General features: G+C 28.6%; 20 protein-coding genes. 9 read left to right on the plus strand and 11 right to left on the minus strand.

Annotation, left to right across the window (positions count from 1 at the left end; translation table 11 throughout):
• Window positions 1-10: 10 nt before the first annotated feature.
• The 11 genes from ACFQZW_RS05290 to ACFQZW_RS05340 all read right to left on the minus strand — a co-directional run bounded on the left by ACFQZW_RS05290 (window position 11) and on the right by ACFQZW_RS05340 (window position 8660).
• The gene (locus tag ACFQZW_RS05290) at window positions 11-511 is read right to left on the minus strand and encodes a F0F1 ATP synthase subunit B (protein ID WP_298262844.1); all 501 of its coding nucleotides are present in this window, start codon (window positions 509-511) and stop codon (window positions 11-13) included.
• A gap of 78 nt (window positions 512-589) precedes the next feature.
• Complete coding sequence (gene atpE / locus ACFQZW_RS05295) at window positions 590-781, minus strand: ATP synthase F0 subunit C (RefSeq protein ID WP_089380496.1); 192 nt, start codon at window positions 779-781, stop codon at window positions 590-592.
• 32 nt (window positions 782-813) lie between these two features.
• On the minus strand, window positions 814-1911 hold the full coding sequence (gene atpB / locus ACFQZW_RS05300) for a F0F1 ATP synthase subunit A (RefSeq protein WP_298262843.1): 1098 nt from the start codon (window positions 1909-1911) through the stop codon (window positions 814-816).
• A 116-nt stretch (window positions 1912-2027) separates the two neighbouring features.
• The gene (locus ACFQZW_RS05305; RefSeq protein WP_298262842.1) at window positions 2028-2423 is read right to left on the minus strand and encodes a hypothetical protein; all 396 of its coding nucleotides are present in this window, start codon (window positions 2421-2423) and stop codon (window positions 2028-2030) included.
• Entirely contained in the window at window positions 2407-2637 is a 231-nt protein-coding gene (locus ACFQZW_RS05310; RefSeq protein WP_298285300.1) for an AtpZ/AtpI family protein, read from the minus strand. The genes ACFQZW_RS05305 and ACFQZW_RS05310 overlap by 17 nt, the downstream gene beginning before the upstream one ends.
• Complete coding sequence (locus tag ACFQZW_RS05315; protein WP_298262840.1) at window positions 2606-3004, minus strand: bactofilin family protein; 399 nt, start codon at window positions 3002-3004, stop codon at window positions 2606-2608. Before ACFQZW_RS05315 ends, ACFQZW_RS05310 begins: the two co-directional genes overlap by 32 nt.
• A gap of 20 nt (window positions 3005-3024) precedes the next feature.
• Window positions 3025-5271: a type IX secretion system periplasmic lipoprotein PorW/SprE gene (gene porW, locus ACFQZW_RS05320; RefSeq protein WP_298262839.1), complete on the minus strand. Its 2247-nt coding sequence runs from the start codon at window positions 5269-5271 to the stop codon at window positions 3025-3027.
• 93 nt (window positions 5272-5364) lie between these two features.
• Window positions 5365-6060: an ABC transporter ATP-binding protein gene (locus ACFQZW_RS05325; RefSeq protein ID WP_298262838.1), complete on the minus strand. Its 696-nt coding sequence runs from the start codon at window positions 6058-6060 to the stop codon at window positions 5365-5367.
• A gap of 30 nt (window positions 6061-6090) precedes the next feature.
• Window positions 6091-7569, minus strand: a complete 1479-nt coding sequence (locus ACFQZW_RS05330) for a DUF5687 family protein (RefSeq protein WP_298262837.1) — start codon at window positions 7567-7569, stop codon at window positions 6091-6093.
• Between the two features lie 51 nt (window positions 7570-7620).
• Entirely contained in the window at window positions 7621-8310 is a 690-nt protein-coding gene (locus tag ACFQZW_RS05335) for a hypothetical protein (protein ID WP_298262836.1), read from the minus strand.
• An 11-nt stretch (window positions 8311-8321) separates the two neighbouring features.
• Window positions 8322-8660 carry a PadR family transcriptional regulator gene (locus tag ACFQZW_RS05340; protein WP_298262835.1) on the minus strand — a complete coding sequence of 113 codons (339 nt, stop codon included), beginning with the start codon at window positions 8658-8660 and terminating at the stop codon, window positions 8322-8324.
• Window positions 8661-8781: 121 nt separating this feature from the next.
• Here ACFQZW_RS05340 and ACFQZW_RS05345 point away from each other — a divergent pair, with 121 nt between their 5' ends.
• The 9 genes from ACFQZW_RS05345 (at window position 8782) to alr (ending at window position 16062) form a co-directional block, all read left to right on the plus strand.
• Window positions 8782-9834, plus strand: a complete 1053-nt coding sequence (locus tag ACFQZW_RS05345) for a ferredoxin--NADP reductase (protein WP_298262834.1) — start codon at window positions 8782-8784, stop codon at window positions 9832-9834.
• 35 nt (window positions 9835-9869) lie between these two features.
• A complete protein-coding gene (locus ACFQZW_RS05350) occupies window positions 9870-10544 on the plus strand; it encodes a LysE family translocator (protein WP_298262833.1) in 675 nt (224 codons plus the stop codon).
• Window positions 10545-11117 carry a PepSY domain-containing protein gene (locus ACFQZW_RS05355; protein WP_298262832.1) on the plus strand — a complete coding sequence of 191 codons (573 nt, stop codon included), beginning with the start codon at window positions 10545-10547 and terminating at the stop codon, window positions 11115-11117.
• Between the two features lie 38 nt (window positions 11118-11155).
• The gene (locus ACFQZW_RS05360; protein ID WP_298262831.1) at window positions 11156-11365 is read left to right on the plus strand and encodes a PLD nuclease N-terminal domain-containing protein; all 210 of its coding nucleotides are present in this window, start codon (window positions 11156-11158) and stop codon (window positions 11363-11365) included.
• Window positions 11366-11373: 8 nt separating this feature from the next.
• Complete coding sequence (locus ACFQZW_RS05365) at window positions 11374-12570, plus strand: ATP-grasp domain-containing protein (RefSeq protein ID WP_298262830.1); 1197 nt, start codon at window positions 11374-11376, stop codon at window positions 12568-12570.
• Window positions 12557-13459 (plus strand): aldo/keto reductase, encoded by a 903-nt coding sequence (locus tag ACFQZW_RS05370; RefSeq protein WP_386781642.1) that lies wholly within the window; start codon window positions 12557-12559, stop codon window positions 13457-13459. The genes ACFQZW_RS05365 and ACFQZW_RS05370 overlap by 14 nt, the downstream gene beginning before the upstream one ends.
• A 16-nt stretch (window positions 13460-13475) precedes the next feature.
• On the plus strand, window positions 13476-13685 hold the full coding sequence (locus ACFQZW_RS05375; RefSeq protein WP_363317268.1) for a YwbE family protein: 210 nt from the start codon (window positions 13476-13478) through the stop codon (window positions 13683-13685).
• Between the two features lie 79 nt (window positions 13686-13764).
• On the plus strand, window positions 13765-14907 hold the full coding sequence (locus tag ACFQZW_RS05380; RefSeq protein ID WP_386781645.1) for an amidohydrolase: 1143 nt from the start codon (window positions 13765-13767) through the stop codon (window positions 14905-14907).
• A gap of 3 nt (window positions 14908-14910) precedes the next feature.
• Window positions 14911-16062: an alanine racemase gene (gene alr / locus ACFQZW_RS05385; RefSeq protein WP_298262827.1), complete on the plus strand. Its 1152-nt coding sequence runs from the start codon at window positions 14911-14913 to the stop codon at window positions 16060-16062.
• The last annotated feature ends 16 nt before the right edge of the window (window positions 16063-16078 follow it).

The raw sequence follows: 16078 nt of genomic DNA on the forward strand, positions 1-16078 counted from the left end.
TATGAATTAATTAACTAATAGTTACTTCTTTTAATAGCTCTTCAACAAGTTTAGTTTGCTTGTTTTTATCTGCTAATTCACCTCTCACTACTTTTTCTGCAATTCCTACTGATAATTCAGCTACTTGATTTTTTAAATCTGTAATTGCAGCTTGTTTTTCAGCTTCTATAGTTGCTTGCGCTTGTTCAACAATTTTAGCAGCTTGTACTTGAGCTTCATTTTTTGCTTCAGAAATAATACCCTCTTTCATTTCACGTGCTTCTTTTAAAAGCGTATCACGTTGTGCACGTGCTTCTTTTAAAATGCGCTCGTTATCAGCATTTAGGTTTTGCATTTCTTTACGTGCATTTTCAGCTTCATCTAATGCATTTTTTATACCTTTTTCTCTTTCATTTACAGAATTTAAAATAGGTTTCCAAGCAAATTTTTGTAATAAAAGTACTAAGGCAATAAATAAAATTAATTGCCAGAAAAATAAACCCAAAGAAAATTGTTCTATTAACTTCTCCATTTTTTTGTTTTGTTATTCTTTAATTAATAGTTTAAACAATAGCTACAACCAACCGTTGTAGCTATTTGCTTGTTTTTCTTAAGCTGCAAATAACGCAGCAAATCCAATACCTTCAATAAGTGCTGCTGCAATAAGCATCGCTGTTTGGATTTTTCCAGAAGCTTCTGGTTGACGTGCAATAGCGTCCATTGCTGAACCACCAATTCTACCGATACCTAAACCAGCACCGATTACAATTAAACCTGCTCCTACGAAATTTAAACCTGTCATAATATATATATTAATTAATTAAACATTCAATTTTAGTGATCGTCATGTTCTTCAACTGCCATACCAAAGTATAATGCCGATAACATGGTGAAAATATATGCTTGTAGCGCTGCTACTAATAATTCTAATAAAGCTAGTGCAAATGCTAACCCAAACGATAATGGACTACCAATCCAACTTTTAAACACAAACATTAAACCTATAATACTCATTAATACAATATGACCTGCTGTAATATTTGCATACAAACGAATCATTAAAGCAAAAGGTTTAATAAAAGTTCCTAATAACTCTATTGGAGCTAATATAATTTTCATTAATACAGGAACATCTGGCATCCAAAAAATATGTTTCCAATAATTTTTATTAGCGGTAAATGTTGTTAGGAAATAAGTGATTAAAGCCAACGCTAATGTAACTGCAATATTGTTAGTAACATTTACACCAAGTGGCGTTAAACCCAATAGGTTGATAATCCATACAAAGAAAAATACCGTTAATAAGTAACCCATATATTTTTTATATTTTTTTTCACCAATATTAGGAATCGCAATATCATCTCTTATGTATAAAATTATTGGCTCTAACATACGACCCATACCTTTTGGCATCAGGTTTCCTTTGTATGATTTTGCCATACGGGTAAACATAAAAAACATTAAAACCGCTACTATAATAATAAAAACAACGTTTTTGGTGATAGAAAAATCTAGAGGTTTTGCATTGGTTGGGTGATGCTCTTCATCATAAGAAATGGTTCCTTCAGCATCTGTTTTATATATTTTATTATGGTATAACTTGTAGTAGTTACCATCAACTTCAGCTACTGTTTCTCCGTGGTGAAACTTAGAAGAAGAAAATATTTTTAAACCACCATCGTAAATAATTACTGGTAATGGTGCACTAAAATATTTATGTTCACCTGCGTCTGTAGTCCAAGAAAACAATGTAAAATCGTAAGAATCTAGCAAGTGATGTGCTATATATTCTTTAATTTCAGTTTTAAGATCTTTCTCTTGAGGAGTTGTTTCTTCATGAGCTTTTGTTGAAGCATCATGTTGAGCATTTACTGAAATTGTTACAGTTAATAGTAGTAACGAAAGTATTTTTACCAAGTTAATTCTATGCATATCACTTTATTAATAGTGTTCTCTAAAAATATTTTGCAAATGTACGGTTTTATATTAGAAACCAAAAAATATTTTTTCTATGTTTTTTTATCTTATTTTTTTTGGTTTTAATTGACTTATAACTTGTTATTTAACAGCCTTGAAACGTAGAAGGTTTCAAGAATTAAACAAGTAATGTAAGGCAGTAAAAATGAAACCGATTCCAACGTATTTATTTCACCATTTTGTTTAAAAACTGGAAAGAAAAAAATAAAGAACACGCCAAATTTTAAAAAACTTCCTCCCATAAAAATAAAGCCTAGTAAATCTAAATACTTTTTTCGTAAAAAATAAAGAGCTATAAAAATTATAAATGCCAATAAATAATTTACGATATAAGAAGCAATGATCATATTTTCAAAAAGAGGATAATTAAAATATGATAAAATAGCTAAATGAATTCCAAACACTATGCTTAAAACAATTAATAATAGTATTGAAAATTGTAGAATTGGCTTAATCGTATTTATCATTGATTTTTTTTAACTGAGCTAAAACACTCCAAATTGCAGCAAACAAAGAGAGTAATGTTAAAATTATGGTGTAAATTTTATTAGAAGTTTCAAAATAACTATCTAACCATTTTCCAAAATAGACTCCCAAATAAATAGTAATGCCCATTTGAAAAGCTACTCCAGTTAGTTGTAGATACTTATTAAGCTGTTTTTTCTTTTTTGGATTGCTCATTTTTTAATTCCTTAACTGAACCTTTCATTGCACAAGTTGCATTGAATTCAGCTCCTGGCTCAACAGATAATTTACTTATAATTACATCTCCTGAAATTACGGCTGTTGCTTTTAATGTTAATAAACTACTTACTTGTAATTCTCCTGAAAATTTTCCTTCTACATCCGCATTTTCACAAAATACTTTACCTTTTACAGTTCCATCTTTTCCAATAACTACACGACCTGATGTTTTAATAGTTCCTTCAACACTTCCATCAATTCTAAAATCGCCTTCTGAGATAACATCTCCAACAATTGAAGTGTTTTTTCCTATAATATTTCGTTCTAAAACTTGTGGTTGCTTTTCTTTTTTTTCTGAAAACATGATGTTTGTGCTTATTAGGGTTATTGAATTTTTGTTTTTATGGTGTTTATTACTTCCAATGCTTTTTTTCCTTCTTCGGTATTTGGGTAATTCATAGCAACAAAATCTAATGCTTCTTTAAAAGCAACTATCCCTTCTTTTTTACCTATAGCATACGCTTTTAAAAGTTCAAATTTAGGAATTATTTCGTGTCCTTCAAATCTGCTAATTGCATTGGTAGATTTTTTTATAACACTGTCGTACATTTCATCTTTATATTCATAAAAAACTTCGGCATAAATATTTTCGGGTAAGTTTTCATTTTCTTGAATTAATGATGCATTAGGGTTTAAAATTATTTTAGCATATTTTGATGTTGGGTAATTTGAAACAATATCATTTTTCAATATTGTTGCTTTTGCATTACCCTGATTGTTATAAATTTTATATAAATGATATTTTGCTGGAATTAAAAGAGTTGTTTTTGGATTAAATGTGAGGAGTTTTTCTAATTTGCTAAGCGCTAAGTTTTCTTCTTTAAATTGTTCTTTATAAATAACACCTAATTTAAAATAAGCGTTGTTTCTTTCGTTATATAAACTATCTATTTCAATGGTATTGGTTGGAATATTTTTTAAATAATACTCCACATTGTATTTTTCGTTTTCTACTACATTTAAATTCTCTTCATCAGCTTTCAATTTAGTATCGATCAGTTTAAATTGTGTTTTATCACTTAACCGCCAATTATCTTCTAAAGGTCTATTTCCCCAAATTTGTTGAAATTCTTGTTCTCCAAAACCAACAGTTTGTATATTATAAAAGTACCAAGTACTTGATACTTTTTTATTATTATCTTTTGAAAAAATAAACCCTTTTCCAGTATTTTTGATGGGTGTTGCTTTTTCTTCTTTTGATTTTAAATTTTCTATATACTTGTTAAAATAAGCTGTTTGATCCTCTTTACTCATTTGAACCAATTTAAGGATACTATCGCTTGTTTTAGCTATGTTTTCATATAAAATAACTTCGTTTAAATTATTTCTTCTTCTAGCCAATCGTCTTATTCTTTTTGAATTTTCACTTTCTGTAGCTCTTAATACACTATCATAATAAGAACCTGCTTTTAAAAACTGGGCTTTTTCAAAAAATAAATCTCCAGCTGCTTCGTAGGATAATTCTTTTTGAAATTTAGATATTTGCTTGGCTGCAATTGATTTTTTAAAACTTTCAATAGCAACTTCAAAATTTTGATTTTTTTGAAGGCTTCCAAGGTGATAATATAGTTCTCCTAAATATGGACGATTATCTCTGTTTTTTATTAATTTTTTTAATAACTCTATAGTCGCTAATTCATCTTCAGAAGTGGTAACGTTTTTTGCTTTTTCAATTTGAGCTTGTATTTTATATTTATACGGTGCCTTTTTAAATTCAATTAGGCTTTGAAATGCTGTGTTTGAAGAATCTATTGCATTTTTTTCTCTATACAATTGACCTAAAATGAATAAATTTCTAGCAGTTTGCTCGTTATTTTTTGTGCTTATTATTTTTTCACTGCTAACCTTTTTATTTTTGGTAATCATTGCAGGTATAAAAAGGTTTTTTTTGGTTTTAAAAACTGCTTTATTTAAATGATTAATTACTTCTTGATTTTCACCAATTTGTGCATAAGCCATTGCAATGGCTGTTTGAGCTGATTCACTTATTTCTTCAGGTAGATCTTGTTTTTTTAATAGTTTTTTTAAATCTTCAATAGCCTGTTCTTCATTTTGTAAACGAATTTGAGTTTTGGCTTGCCAAATTTTAGTTTCATTAATTAAACTAGCCTTTGGATAATTGATTACAATATAATTAAAGGCTTCTAATGCGGGTACAAATCTTTTAGAGTAATAACGTGATTTACCTAATAACAAATAAGCATCATCAATTTGTTTATTGCGTTCTTGTCTTGCAATTAACATAGAATGCATTTGTATGGCTTTTACGGCTTTTTCTTCTGCCTTTTCAAATTCTTGAGGAGAGCTGTCTTCATCAACATTCATTCCAGGCAAAGCCAATACATCAATTTTTAAAGGTTCAATTGGTAAAACTTCCCAAAAATTGTCTTCGTAATTTGAATTTAGTTGCTCTAATCCAATGCGCAAAGCTTCATTACCATTATAAAGCACATTATATTTTGTAGTAACTGAATGATAACTTCTATTTATAAATGCGTCTTTTTTTGTTGAACAACTTAATACCAAAAAAAAAGCTAAAAAAGGAGTTGCTATTTTAAAAATATTTTTCAATAGAATCTGTTTTTACTTCCCTCTTAACTAATTAGGTTATCAAATTATTGTAAGCGGGATGTAAAAATACAAAAAACTATGTATTTAATTGACTTACACTGAAAAATAGGTTTCTAACTCTTTTAAGGTTTCTTGTGAGGTTTGAATATCTTTTACAACATTTCCTTTATCCAATACAACAATTCGTTCACACACTTCGGTTACATGACCTAAATCATGGCTAGAAATTAATACTGTTGCTTGACTATTTGTTGTTAAATCTTTCAGCATTTTTTTTAGTCTAATTTGAGTTGTTGGGTCTAAATTTGCAAAGGGTTCGTCTAACACAATAACTTCAGGATTTCCAATTAAAGCTGCAACTATGCCTGCTTTTTTCTGATTTCCTTTGGATAAATCTCTTAAATATTTTTTCCCTCCTAAAATTTCACCATTAAAAATTTCTTCAAATTGTATTAAAAACGTATCAATATCTGCTTTGTTTAAGCCTCTTAATTCTCCAATAAAATAAAAATATTCTTCCGGTGTTAGGTAACCAATTAAAAAGCTTTCATCAATAAAAGCTGCTGTAAATGGTTTCCAGTCTTCACTTTTATTCACTTGAATTTCATGAGTAATTATTTGTCCGGTAGTTGGGTTTATTAAATCCAACAATAAATTAAAAAAGGTAGTTTTTCCAGCTCCATTGTTTCCAACCAAACCAAAAGTTTGTCCTTTTGGGATTTCTAATTCATCAATATTTAAAACTATATTTCCGCTATATTTTTTTGAAAGTTCAGTTACTTTTATCATTCGTAAAATTTTTAAAGTTGTTTGAAAGATTTAATTACTTTGGTCAAAAGCGCTAATCATTTTATATTTTGAATTCAGGTATTTTTTTGTAATAAAATTCATTATTTTTTGATGAAATACAATGCCGATAATTCCTAAAATTATTAAGGTAGCAATTCCTGCTTCAAACCCTAAAAACTTATAGGGAACATAAAACAGTAAAATTGGAATTAAAAGCAAAGGAAAACCTATTAACCATTGAACAGCTCCAGTCCCTTGGTAATTAAATGCTGCACGCTGTGTTAAGTCTATCTTTTTTCTATTAAAAGAACCTCCTAAGAGTAAAACATGAGAATTTATTCCAATATTATAAATCATAGCTGCAAAATGGATGGTTAATATTTTCCAGCCAAAGTAAACATAAGGAATACTTAGCACAAACATAATAATGGCGCTAATTAACATTAATGAGAATTTTGAATTTAAGTATTCTTTATACTTAATATTCTGGCTCATTAATAGCTTATAATACCCACTGTCCCAAGCTGGGATAAATTGTCCGAAATTGATCATAAAAATTCCAGTAACAAAAATACCAACAAAAACAAACATAGGAATCCAGTCTTTATACATTGGGTTTGGGTAAAAGAACAACCCATACAACAGTCCAATTACTAAAATAAATATTGAAGATCTTGGACGCTTGTTTCTCCACAGTAATTTTAAATCAAGCTGTAAAAAAGGAGCTATATCACCAAATCTTCTGGTCCACGCTAAATCAGTAGTTGTTGCAACATCGGCCTTCGCTTTTAAAGAACCATCTACATATAATTTAGTTTTTAGCATCGTGTAATTAAAATAGTATACTAACGCTAAAATTGCTATTGGAATACTTAAATAAATTGGATTTTCAACTATAACATTGATAGCGTTTCCTAGTAAGGTTGTAAATTCAATTAATTCAAAATAGTTTACTGCAAATAATAATGAAGCTATTAGTATTAATGGTAAAAAAGATAATTCTGTTTCGGCTGATTTTGCTTCAATAATAAAGTTTAAAAAATTAATTATTAAAGTGAACACATACATTAAAACCATCCAAACTATGGTTGTTGTAGTATTATAATCTTCAAAAATTAATATAACTCCAAAAGGAATAATTGCAAAAAGTGGTAAAAAATTAAAAAATGAAAGGGCAGACCTACCCAATACATAGTTTAAAATTTTATTTCGCTTTAATGGTAAAATTAGTAAAGGTTTAATATTCATAACTGGCAATTTTTGCAAGAAAAATCGCATTAATAAATCGCCTAAAAACCAATAAAATAAAAAGCTATTTACCATTAATAGCGGATCAGATTCTGGAAATTGCTTTTTCAATAAAGGGTAAATACTAATTCCTAAAGCCAAAAAAACTAACATAAAATAAACAGCTAAAAAAGCCATTAAAATATTTAGTGCTATACTTTTTTGCCAATAGGATGAACGAAAAAATTGTTTCCATTCAAAATTTATAAAATGCTTAATCATTAGTTTTGGTTTTATGACTTTGGGTTATACGTAGCTATTTATAACTATTTGTTACACTAATTTATATTCTGGATAATTTTCAACCAATAAATTTTCGGCTTTTTGTGGCAAAACAACTGCACTCATATAAACGTAAACTACCATTATTGTAAATATAGCTGCATAAAAAATTGCCCAATATGTGTTATAAACTTTTGGACTTGATATATTAATAATATTAAACAAATTAATGCCTATCATTCCTCCTCCTAAGAACAGGCCTTTAAAAATTATATCTTCTAACAGCCATTTTTTGCCATTCAATTTTTGTCTTTTTTTAACTTTTTGTAATAACAGAATATGTTTTACTAAACCAAATAAAATTAAAACCACTAAAACTGAAAGTGCAAATGTATCTCCAAACTGAATTAATCCTTTGTAGAAAAAATAAAAGAATGTAAAAGTTGCTATAATTTTTGGCAATTTAAACCAATCTTTAGCGTGCTGCCATAATATTTTTATATACTTTTTTTGCAATGTACCTTGTCTAGCTCCATACACATCCATAAAACCAAAAACACCAAATTTTTTAAAACTGATATCTCTTGCGTGTTCAAAAGAAAGATTTGGTTTTTCTTTCCAAATTTGTTCTATATCGTTGGCTAAATGGTCAACCAACTCAGTTTGCACATCAAAATGTTCTACATAATGTTGACGTGTAAACTTATATAGTTGTTGAATTTGTTCTTTAGTTAGTTTCATTCTAAGCAATTTTATTCTAAACTAAACTTTGGATTTACAATTTGTTGCATGGTTTTTAAAAACTCTTCCATCTCAGCCAATCGATTCACGGTTTCTTTAGTCCCATTTTTAGTAAGTTTGTAATACTTTCTTAAACGATTATCAACTTTAGCTACTTCAACATCTAAAAACCCTTCGGCTTCCAATTTGTGCAATGCAGGATATAAAGCGCCTTCGGTTATTGAGAGCTCGCCTTTGGTTAATTCTTTAACTTTTTGAGTAATTTCATAACCATACATTTTCTCATTTTTTGCTAATAACTTTAAAATAATGGTTTGTAAAGAGCCTTTGTATAGTTTTTGATTTCCCATGTGATGTTTATTACTAATTCAAATATATACATAATTTTCTTATGTATAACTTTCTTAGGTATATTTTTAACAAAATGTTTTTATTTAGTTTAACTACTTTTGTACCCTTAATAAAATTACCATGTCAAAATTTTACACACTAACTATAAAAGAACTTAAAAAAGAAACCCCAAATGCTGTTTCTTTAGTATTTGATATTCCTTTGGAATTAAAAAATGAATTTCAATTTAAAGCTGGACAATATTTAAATATTAAAAAAACAATTGCTGGAGAAGAATTAAGAAGAGCTTATTCAATTTGTTCATCGCCAAATAGCGGAGAGCTTAGAATAGCTATTAAAGCAGTTGATAATGGAACTTTTTCCGTCTTTGCAAATACCATTTTAAAAGAAGGAGATACTTTAGATGTGCAAAAGCCTGAAGGAAAATTTATTTTAGAAACCTCAACATCACATTCAAAAAATTATTTAGCAATTGCTGCTGGAAGTGGAATTACACCTATAATGGCAATGGTGAAAGATGTTTTAGCTAAAGAGCCTAACAGTACTTTTACACTTATTTATGGAAATAAAACTACTAGTGAAACTATTTTTAAATCTGAAATAGATGAGTTGGCTTCCAATTTTCAAAATCAATTTAATGTTCAATATGTTTACAGTCGTGAACAACAAGAAAATGCACTTTTTGGAAGAGTTGATACTGGAAACATCAACTATATTGTAAAAAATAAATTTAAAAATTTAACTTTTGACAGCGCTTTTTTATGTGGTCCAGAGCAAATGATTGAAACCGCTAAAGAAACTTTACTTGAAAATGGTTTTAATAAAAACACCATTTTGTTTGAATTGTTTTCAACCCCAACTTCATCTAATGAACCCGCTCAAACATTCGAAGGTTCATGCCAAATTACTGTACTAGTTGATGATGAAGAAACTTCATTTAACATGGAAACTAAAACTTCTATTTTAACCGCAGCATTAAAAGAAGGTATCGACGCACCTTATTCTTGCCAAGGTGGAATTTGTAGCAGCTGTTTAGCAAAAGTAACTGAAGGAAAAGCAGTCATGGATAAAAATACTATTTTAACCGAAGAAGAAATTAAAGATGGATTTATTTTAACCTGTCAGGCGCACCCAATAACTGAAAAAATAACAGTTGACTATGATGATGTTTAATATTTATAGTATTTTCACATTTTAGTAAACAAAAAATGGCTTTTAACGAACTTAAAGAGGCAGTAGTAATCGGATTTTTCCTAGCATTTATGATAGGTCCTGTTTTTTTTATGCTAATACAAACAAGCATAATTAAAGGAGCTAGAGCAGCTATTGTGTTTGATTTAGGTGTTATGTTAGGAGATGTTGTTTTTATCTTAATTGCCTATTTTGGAAGCAAAAGTTTATTGGAAAAAATTAAAGATGATCCTCGTTTATTTTTAATAGGAGGTCTCATTTTATTAGTGTATGGTATCATTACTTTTTTAGATAAAAGTCAAAAAAGAGCCATTCAAGATGAAAGTTTGGTATTGCCTGAAAAAACAAATTATACAAAATTGTTTTTAAAAGGATTTTTGCTCAATTTTATTAATGTAGGCGTTTTAGCATTTTGGTTAGGAATGATTTTAGTGGTAGGTCCAAACTTTGAAATGGATTCCAATAAAATATTCAACTATTTTGCACTTATTTTAATAAGTTATTTAGTAACTGATGTTGGAAAAATAGTATTAGCCAAGCAATTAAAGAAAAAATTAACTCCAAAAGTTACCTATAAAATAAAACGTATTATGGGAGTTTTATTAATGATATTTGGAATTGCTTTAATGGTTAAAGGTTTTCTTCCCAAAGAAAAATTAAACCTAAAAAAGGTAATTGAAAAAGTTGAATAAATGACAAAAAATACCTCAAGAAAAAAACAAGCAAAAATTTTAAGAATTTTCAGAAAAATACACCGAATAACTGGTGCATTACTTTTTATATTCTTTTTTATAATTGCTATAACAGGCATCCTATTAGGATGGAAAAGCCATAGTAATGATATAATGATACCGCAATCTTATAAAGGTTCTTCAACTAACTTACAAAAATGGCTTCCGTTAGATAGTTTGCACAAAAATGCAATCACAATTTTAAGAGACTCTATTTCTACAGATTTGTCATCAGAGCTTGACCGTATAGATGTTAGAAAAAATAAAGGAATAGTGAAGTTTATTTTTGAAAATCATTACTGGGAAATTCAATTAGATGGTGCTACTGGAAATGTATTAAATATTGGAAAAAGGTATTCAGATTTATTTGAAGACATTCATGATGGATCGATTTTAGATGATACTTTTTCAACTTCGAATAAACAATTTGAATTGGTTTATACAACTCTTATGGGATTGGCTCTACTACTTTTTACCATTACTGGTTTTTGGTTATGGTATGGACCAAAAAAATTAAAAAATAGTAGAAATTAATTAGCTACCTTTATTCTTTAATTAAAAAATAGAAAAAGATGAATTTTTTAGGAATAATTGGCCCTTGGCAATTAATTTTAATACTTTGCGCGTTTTTAATACCCATAATTGCATTGATTGATATTTTAAGAAGCGACTTTAAAGGAAACGAAAAGCTTATTTGGGTTTTAGTGGTATTGTTTACCAGTTTTATTGGTACAATCTTATATTTTTTAATTGGTAGAAATCAAAGAATAAAAAAAGATTAATTTATAAAATGATACTTATTGATAAACCCTATGCTTCAGATTTTTTGATACAAACTATCAAAGAAAATAATTTTGAAATTATAGCCACAGAGGCTGCAAAATTAATGATTGCAGATCCCTCACTAAATTGGATTTCAGAACAAAAAGCAATCCAAAAAATTAAAGATAATCCAACAATTCCAATCTATTCAAATTCTGAAAATTCAATAGGTTGGGTTGAAGAACATCTACATTTTACAAAATTGCCTCAACAAATTTCATTGTTTAAAAACAAATTAAAATTTAGAGCGTTAATAGCAGATATTTTTCCTGAGTATTTTTTTAAAGGTATCAAATTTACAGACTTAAAAAATATAAACGTTCACCATTTAAAATTTCCTTTTATTATAAAACCAACCGTTGGATTTTTTAGTATTGCAGTGCATAAAGTTGATAGTGCTAAGGAATGGGAAAGCGTTTTAAATGCTATTGAAAATGAAGTTTCCAACTTTAAAAGTCATTATCCAAAACAAGTTATTGACATCACCGATTTTATAATTGAAGAATATATTGACGGAGAAGAATATGCGGTAGATTGTTATTTTAATAATAAAGGTGAACCTGTTATATTAAATGTTTTACATCATATTTTTTCATCTGCTAATGATGTAAGCGACCGTGTTTACTCTACTTCAAAAACAATTATTGAAACTTATTTTACACAAATTCAGTCATTTTTACAATTAATAGGTAAAAAAGCCAACTTAAAAAACTTTCCAATTCATATTGAAATTAGAGTAAATCCTGAAGGAAAAGTATATCCAATTGAAGTTAATCCATTACGTTTTGGTGGTTGGTGTACAACAGGAGATTTGGCTTGGTATGCTTATGGAATTAATTCTTATGAGTATTTTTTAAAAGGAAAAAAACCTGATTGGAACGAGATTTTTAAAACTAGAGAATCTCAAAAATACAGCATTGTTTTACTGGATAATGGTTTGGGAATTCCTGAAAATACAATTTCACATTTTGATTTTGAAAAGTTACTCAAAGATTTTAAAAAACCTCTGACTCTTAGAAAAACAGATTTTAAAAAATATCCTATTTTCGGATTTGTTTTTGTAGAAACTACTGCCGAAAATGAACACGAACTTTCAACAATTTTAACTTCTGATCTTCAAAAATACATCATCTTAAAAAGCCGTGTAAATAATGAATCAAATTAGTTTAACACCACAATTAAAATTTTCTAAAATAGTTCATGGGTATTGGAGGTTAGCAGAATGGAATTTATCCAATCAAGAGCTTTTAAAATTAATTCAACAAACACAAGAATTAGGAATAACAACCTTTGACCACGCAGATATTTATGGAAATTATTCCTGTGAAAAATTATTTGGTGATGCTTTGGCTTTAAAGCCTTCACTTCGTCAAAATATTCAAATTGTTACCAAATGTGGAATTAAACTAGCAACAGATAAATTTCCTACAAGAAGTATTAACTCATACGATTATAGCTATCATCATATTATTTCAACGGTAGAAAGCTCTTTAAATAACTTTAAAACAGATTATATAGATGTTTTATTACTACATCGCCCATCTCCATTTTTTAACCCAGAAGAAGTTGCAAAAGCTTTTAATGAATTAAAACAACATGGTAAGGTATTAAATTTTGGAGTTTCTAATTTTACACCTCAACAATTTGAAATGTTATCTTCATATGTTGAAATGCCTTTAGTTACAAATCAAGTAGAAATTTCACCTTATTGCTTAGAACATTTTGACAATGGTAATATCGATTACTTTTTAAATAAAAGAATTAAACCTATGGCTTGGTCTCCTTTAGCAGGTGGAAAATTAATTAAACCAACTACTGAAAAAGAACATAGAATTGTAAAAACTTTAAAAGAAATTGCCACAGAATTAGAAGTTGAGAATATAGATACTGTTATTTATGCTTGGCTTTTAGCACATCCTAGCCAAATTATTCCAGTAGTAGGAAGTCGACATATTGAAAGAATAAAAAATGCAATGAATGCTTTAAAAATAACTATGAGTACGGAACAATGGTTAAAAATTTACATTGCCTCTGTAGGTAAAAACCTACCTTAAAATACAGTTTAAAGAAATGGAAATTAAAAAGATAGATGGAAAAACTAGAAAAAATATTAGAATAGGAGCTCAAGTAGAAATTGTTCAAAAACATCATCAACGTAGTGGCGAATTAACCAAAGGTATTGTAAAACGATTGTTAACAAGCTCTGCATCACACCCACATGGTATAAAAGTTCAGCTAGAAACAGGAGAAATTGGTAGAGTGAAATGGATTTTAATTTAAATTAAAGCCCTTAAATTAGGAAGTCTATTGGTAATTTTTATTTTATAGTTTCTTAAATTTAAAAACCTTCTAAACGATAATGGATGAAAAATTATTTCAAGAACTAATTCCACTAAGGCACAAGTTACATGCAAATCCTGAGTTGTCTGGAAAAGAAACTAATACCTCAAAAGTTATTTATACATTCCTAAAAACTTGCACCCCAACTACACTATTAACCAACATTGGTGGATATGGTATATTGGCAATTTTTGATAGTAAAAAAAAGGGGGAAACCATTCTTTTTAGGGCAGATATGGATGCATTACCTATAACGGAAACCAATACGTTTAAACACCAATCTTTAACTAAAGGTATTTCCCACAAATGCGGTCATGATGGACATACAACCACCTTGCTAGGTTTTGCAAAATTATTATCTAAAAACCCACCAAAAAAAGGAAAAATAATATTGTTATTTCAACCTGCGGAAGAAACTGGAGAAGGTGCCAATAGAGTTATAAATGATCCTAAATTTAAAAATTTAAACCCTAGCTATATCTTTGCTTTTCACAACATTCCAGGAGAAACTTTACATCAGGTAATTATTAAAAAGGATTCCTTTACAGCTGCTGTAAAAAGTATTATCATAAAAATTTATGGTAAAAATACCCATGCTGCTGAACCAGAAAAAGGAATAAATCCAGCTTTATCAATTTCCAAAATTATTCAAACGTTTGAAACACTTTCCAATAATCATCCTAAAAGTGAAAATTTTTCAATAATAACTCCTATTCATATAACTATGGGAGAAATTGCCTATGGTACTGCTGCTGGATATGGCGAATTAAGGTTTACTTTAAGAACTTGGACTCAAGAAAAAATGAATATATTATCTTCAACAATTATAACTATTTTACAGAAAATTTCAATTAAACACAACGTTAAAATTGAAACTGAATGGACTGAAGAATTTAAGGCTACAAAAAATAACAATGACGCTATTAATATTATTTTGTTAGCAGCCAAACATCAAAAGTTAGAGGTACAATTAAAAAAAGAACCTTTTAAATTTGGTGAAGATTTTGGGTTGTTTACACAACAATTTAAAGGAGCTATGTTTGGTATTGGTGCTGGAAAACATTGTGCTCCCTTACATAATCCAGAGTATGATTTCCCAGATAAAATTTTACCAACTACTATTCAATTATTTCATCAAATAAGTTTACAACTTTTAAATTAACCTATGTTTTATACCTCCTACTTAGAAATTAGTAAATCAGCTTTAATTCATAATTTAAGTTTTTTAAAAAATCATATTCGTAAAAACGTACAAATATCCTCTGTAGTAAAAGGAAATGCGTATGGGCACGGAATTGAAGTTTACATTCCTTTAGCTGAATCATGTGGTATCAATCATTTTTCAGTTTTTAGCGCAGATGAAGCATTTAGAGTTCAAAAATCTTCAACAAATAACAATACCATTATGATTATGGGTTTGGTTGAAGATGAACAATTAGCTTGGGCCATTGAAAATGAGATTGAATTTTATGTTTTTGAATTTGATAGGTTAGAAAAAGCGGTTGAACTAGCAAAAAAATTACATAAAAAAGCGTGTATTCATATTGAAATTGAAACTGGCATGAATAGAACTGGTTTTAGTCAAAAAAATATTGGTAAAATTTGCCAATTTATCACTCAAAATAGCGCTCATATTACTTTTAAAGGTTTATGCACTCACTATGCTGGAGCTGAAAGCATTACAAATTATTACAGGATAAAAAAACAGCAAAAAAGCTTCCAAAAATCAGTACAAAAATTTACTGATAAAAAGGTAATTCCACTTCAATTACATACTGCTTGTTCTGCAGCCGCATTACGGTATCCAAAAAGCCAAATGGATATGGTAAGACTAGGGATTGTTCAATATGGTTTTTTCCCAAATAAAGAAATATATATAGAGTACTTAACCAAAAAGAAAATAACCGAACATCCTTTAAAAAGACTTATTTCATGGAAAAGTAAAGTTATGGATATTAAAACTGTTAAGGCAGGAGAATTTGTTGGCTATGGAACTTCATATCTAGCCAATTCAAATTTAAAAATAGCAACAATTCCTGTGGGTTATAGCCACGGATTTAGTAGAGATTTAAGTAATCAAGGTCGTGTGTTAATTCACAGTCAAAGGGTAAGTATTATTGGTGTTGTAAATATGAATATGATTACAGTAGATGTTACTAAAATTGAACAAGTACAAAAAGGTGATGAAGTAGTTTTAATTGGAAAACAAGGTGATTTAGAAATTAGTGTTTCCTCATTTAGTGAATTTAGCGATCAAGTAAATTATGAGTTATTAACCAGGTTGCCTCAAAGCCTACCAAGGTTTGTAGTGGATTAAAAAAAACATAGAAAAA

The organism is Lutibacter aestuarii (assembly GCF_042676885.1).
Lineage (GTDB): Bacteria > Bacteroidota > Bacteroidia > Flavobacteriales > Flavobacteriaceae > Lutibacter > Lutibacter aestuarii.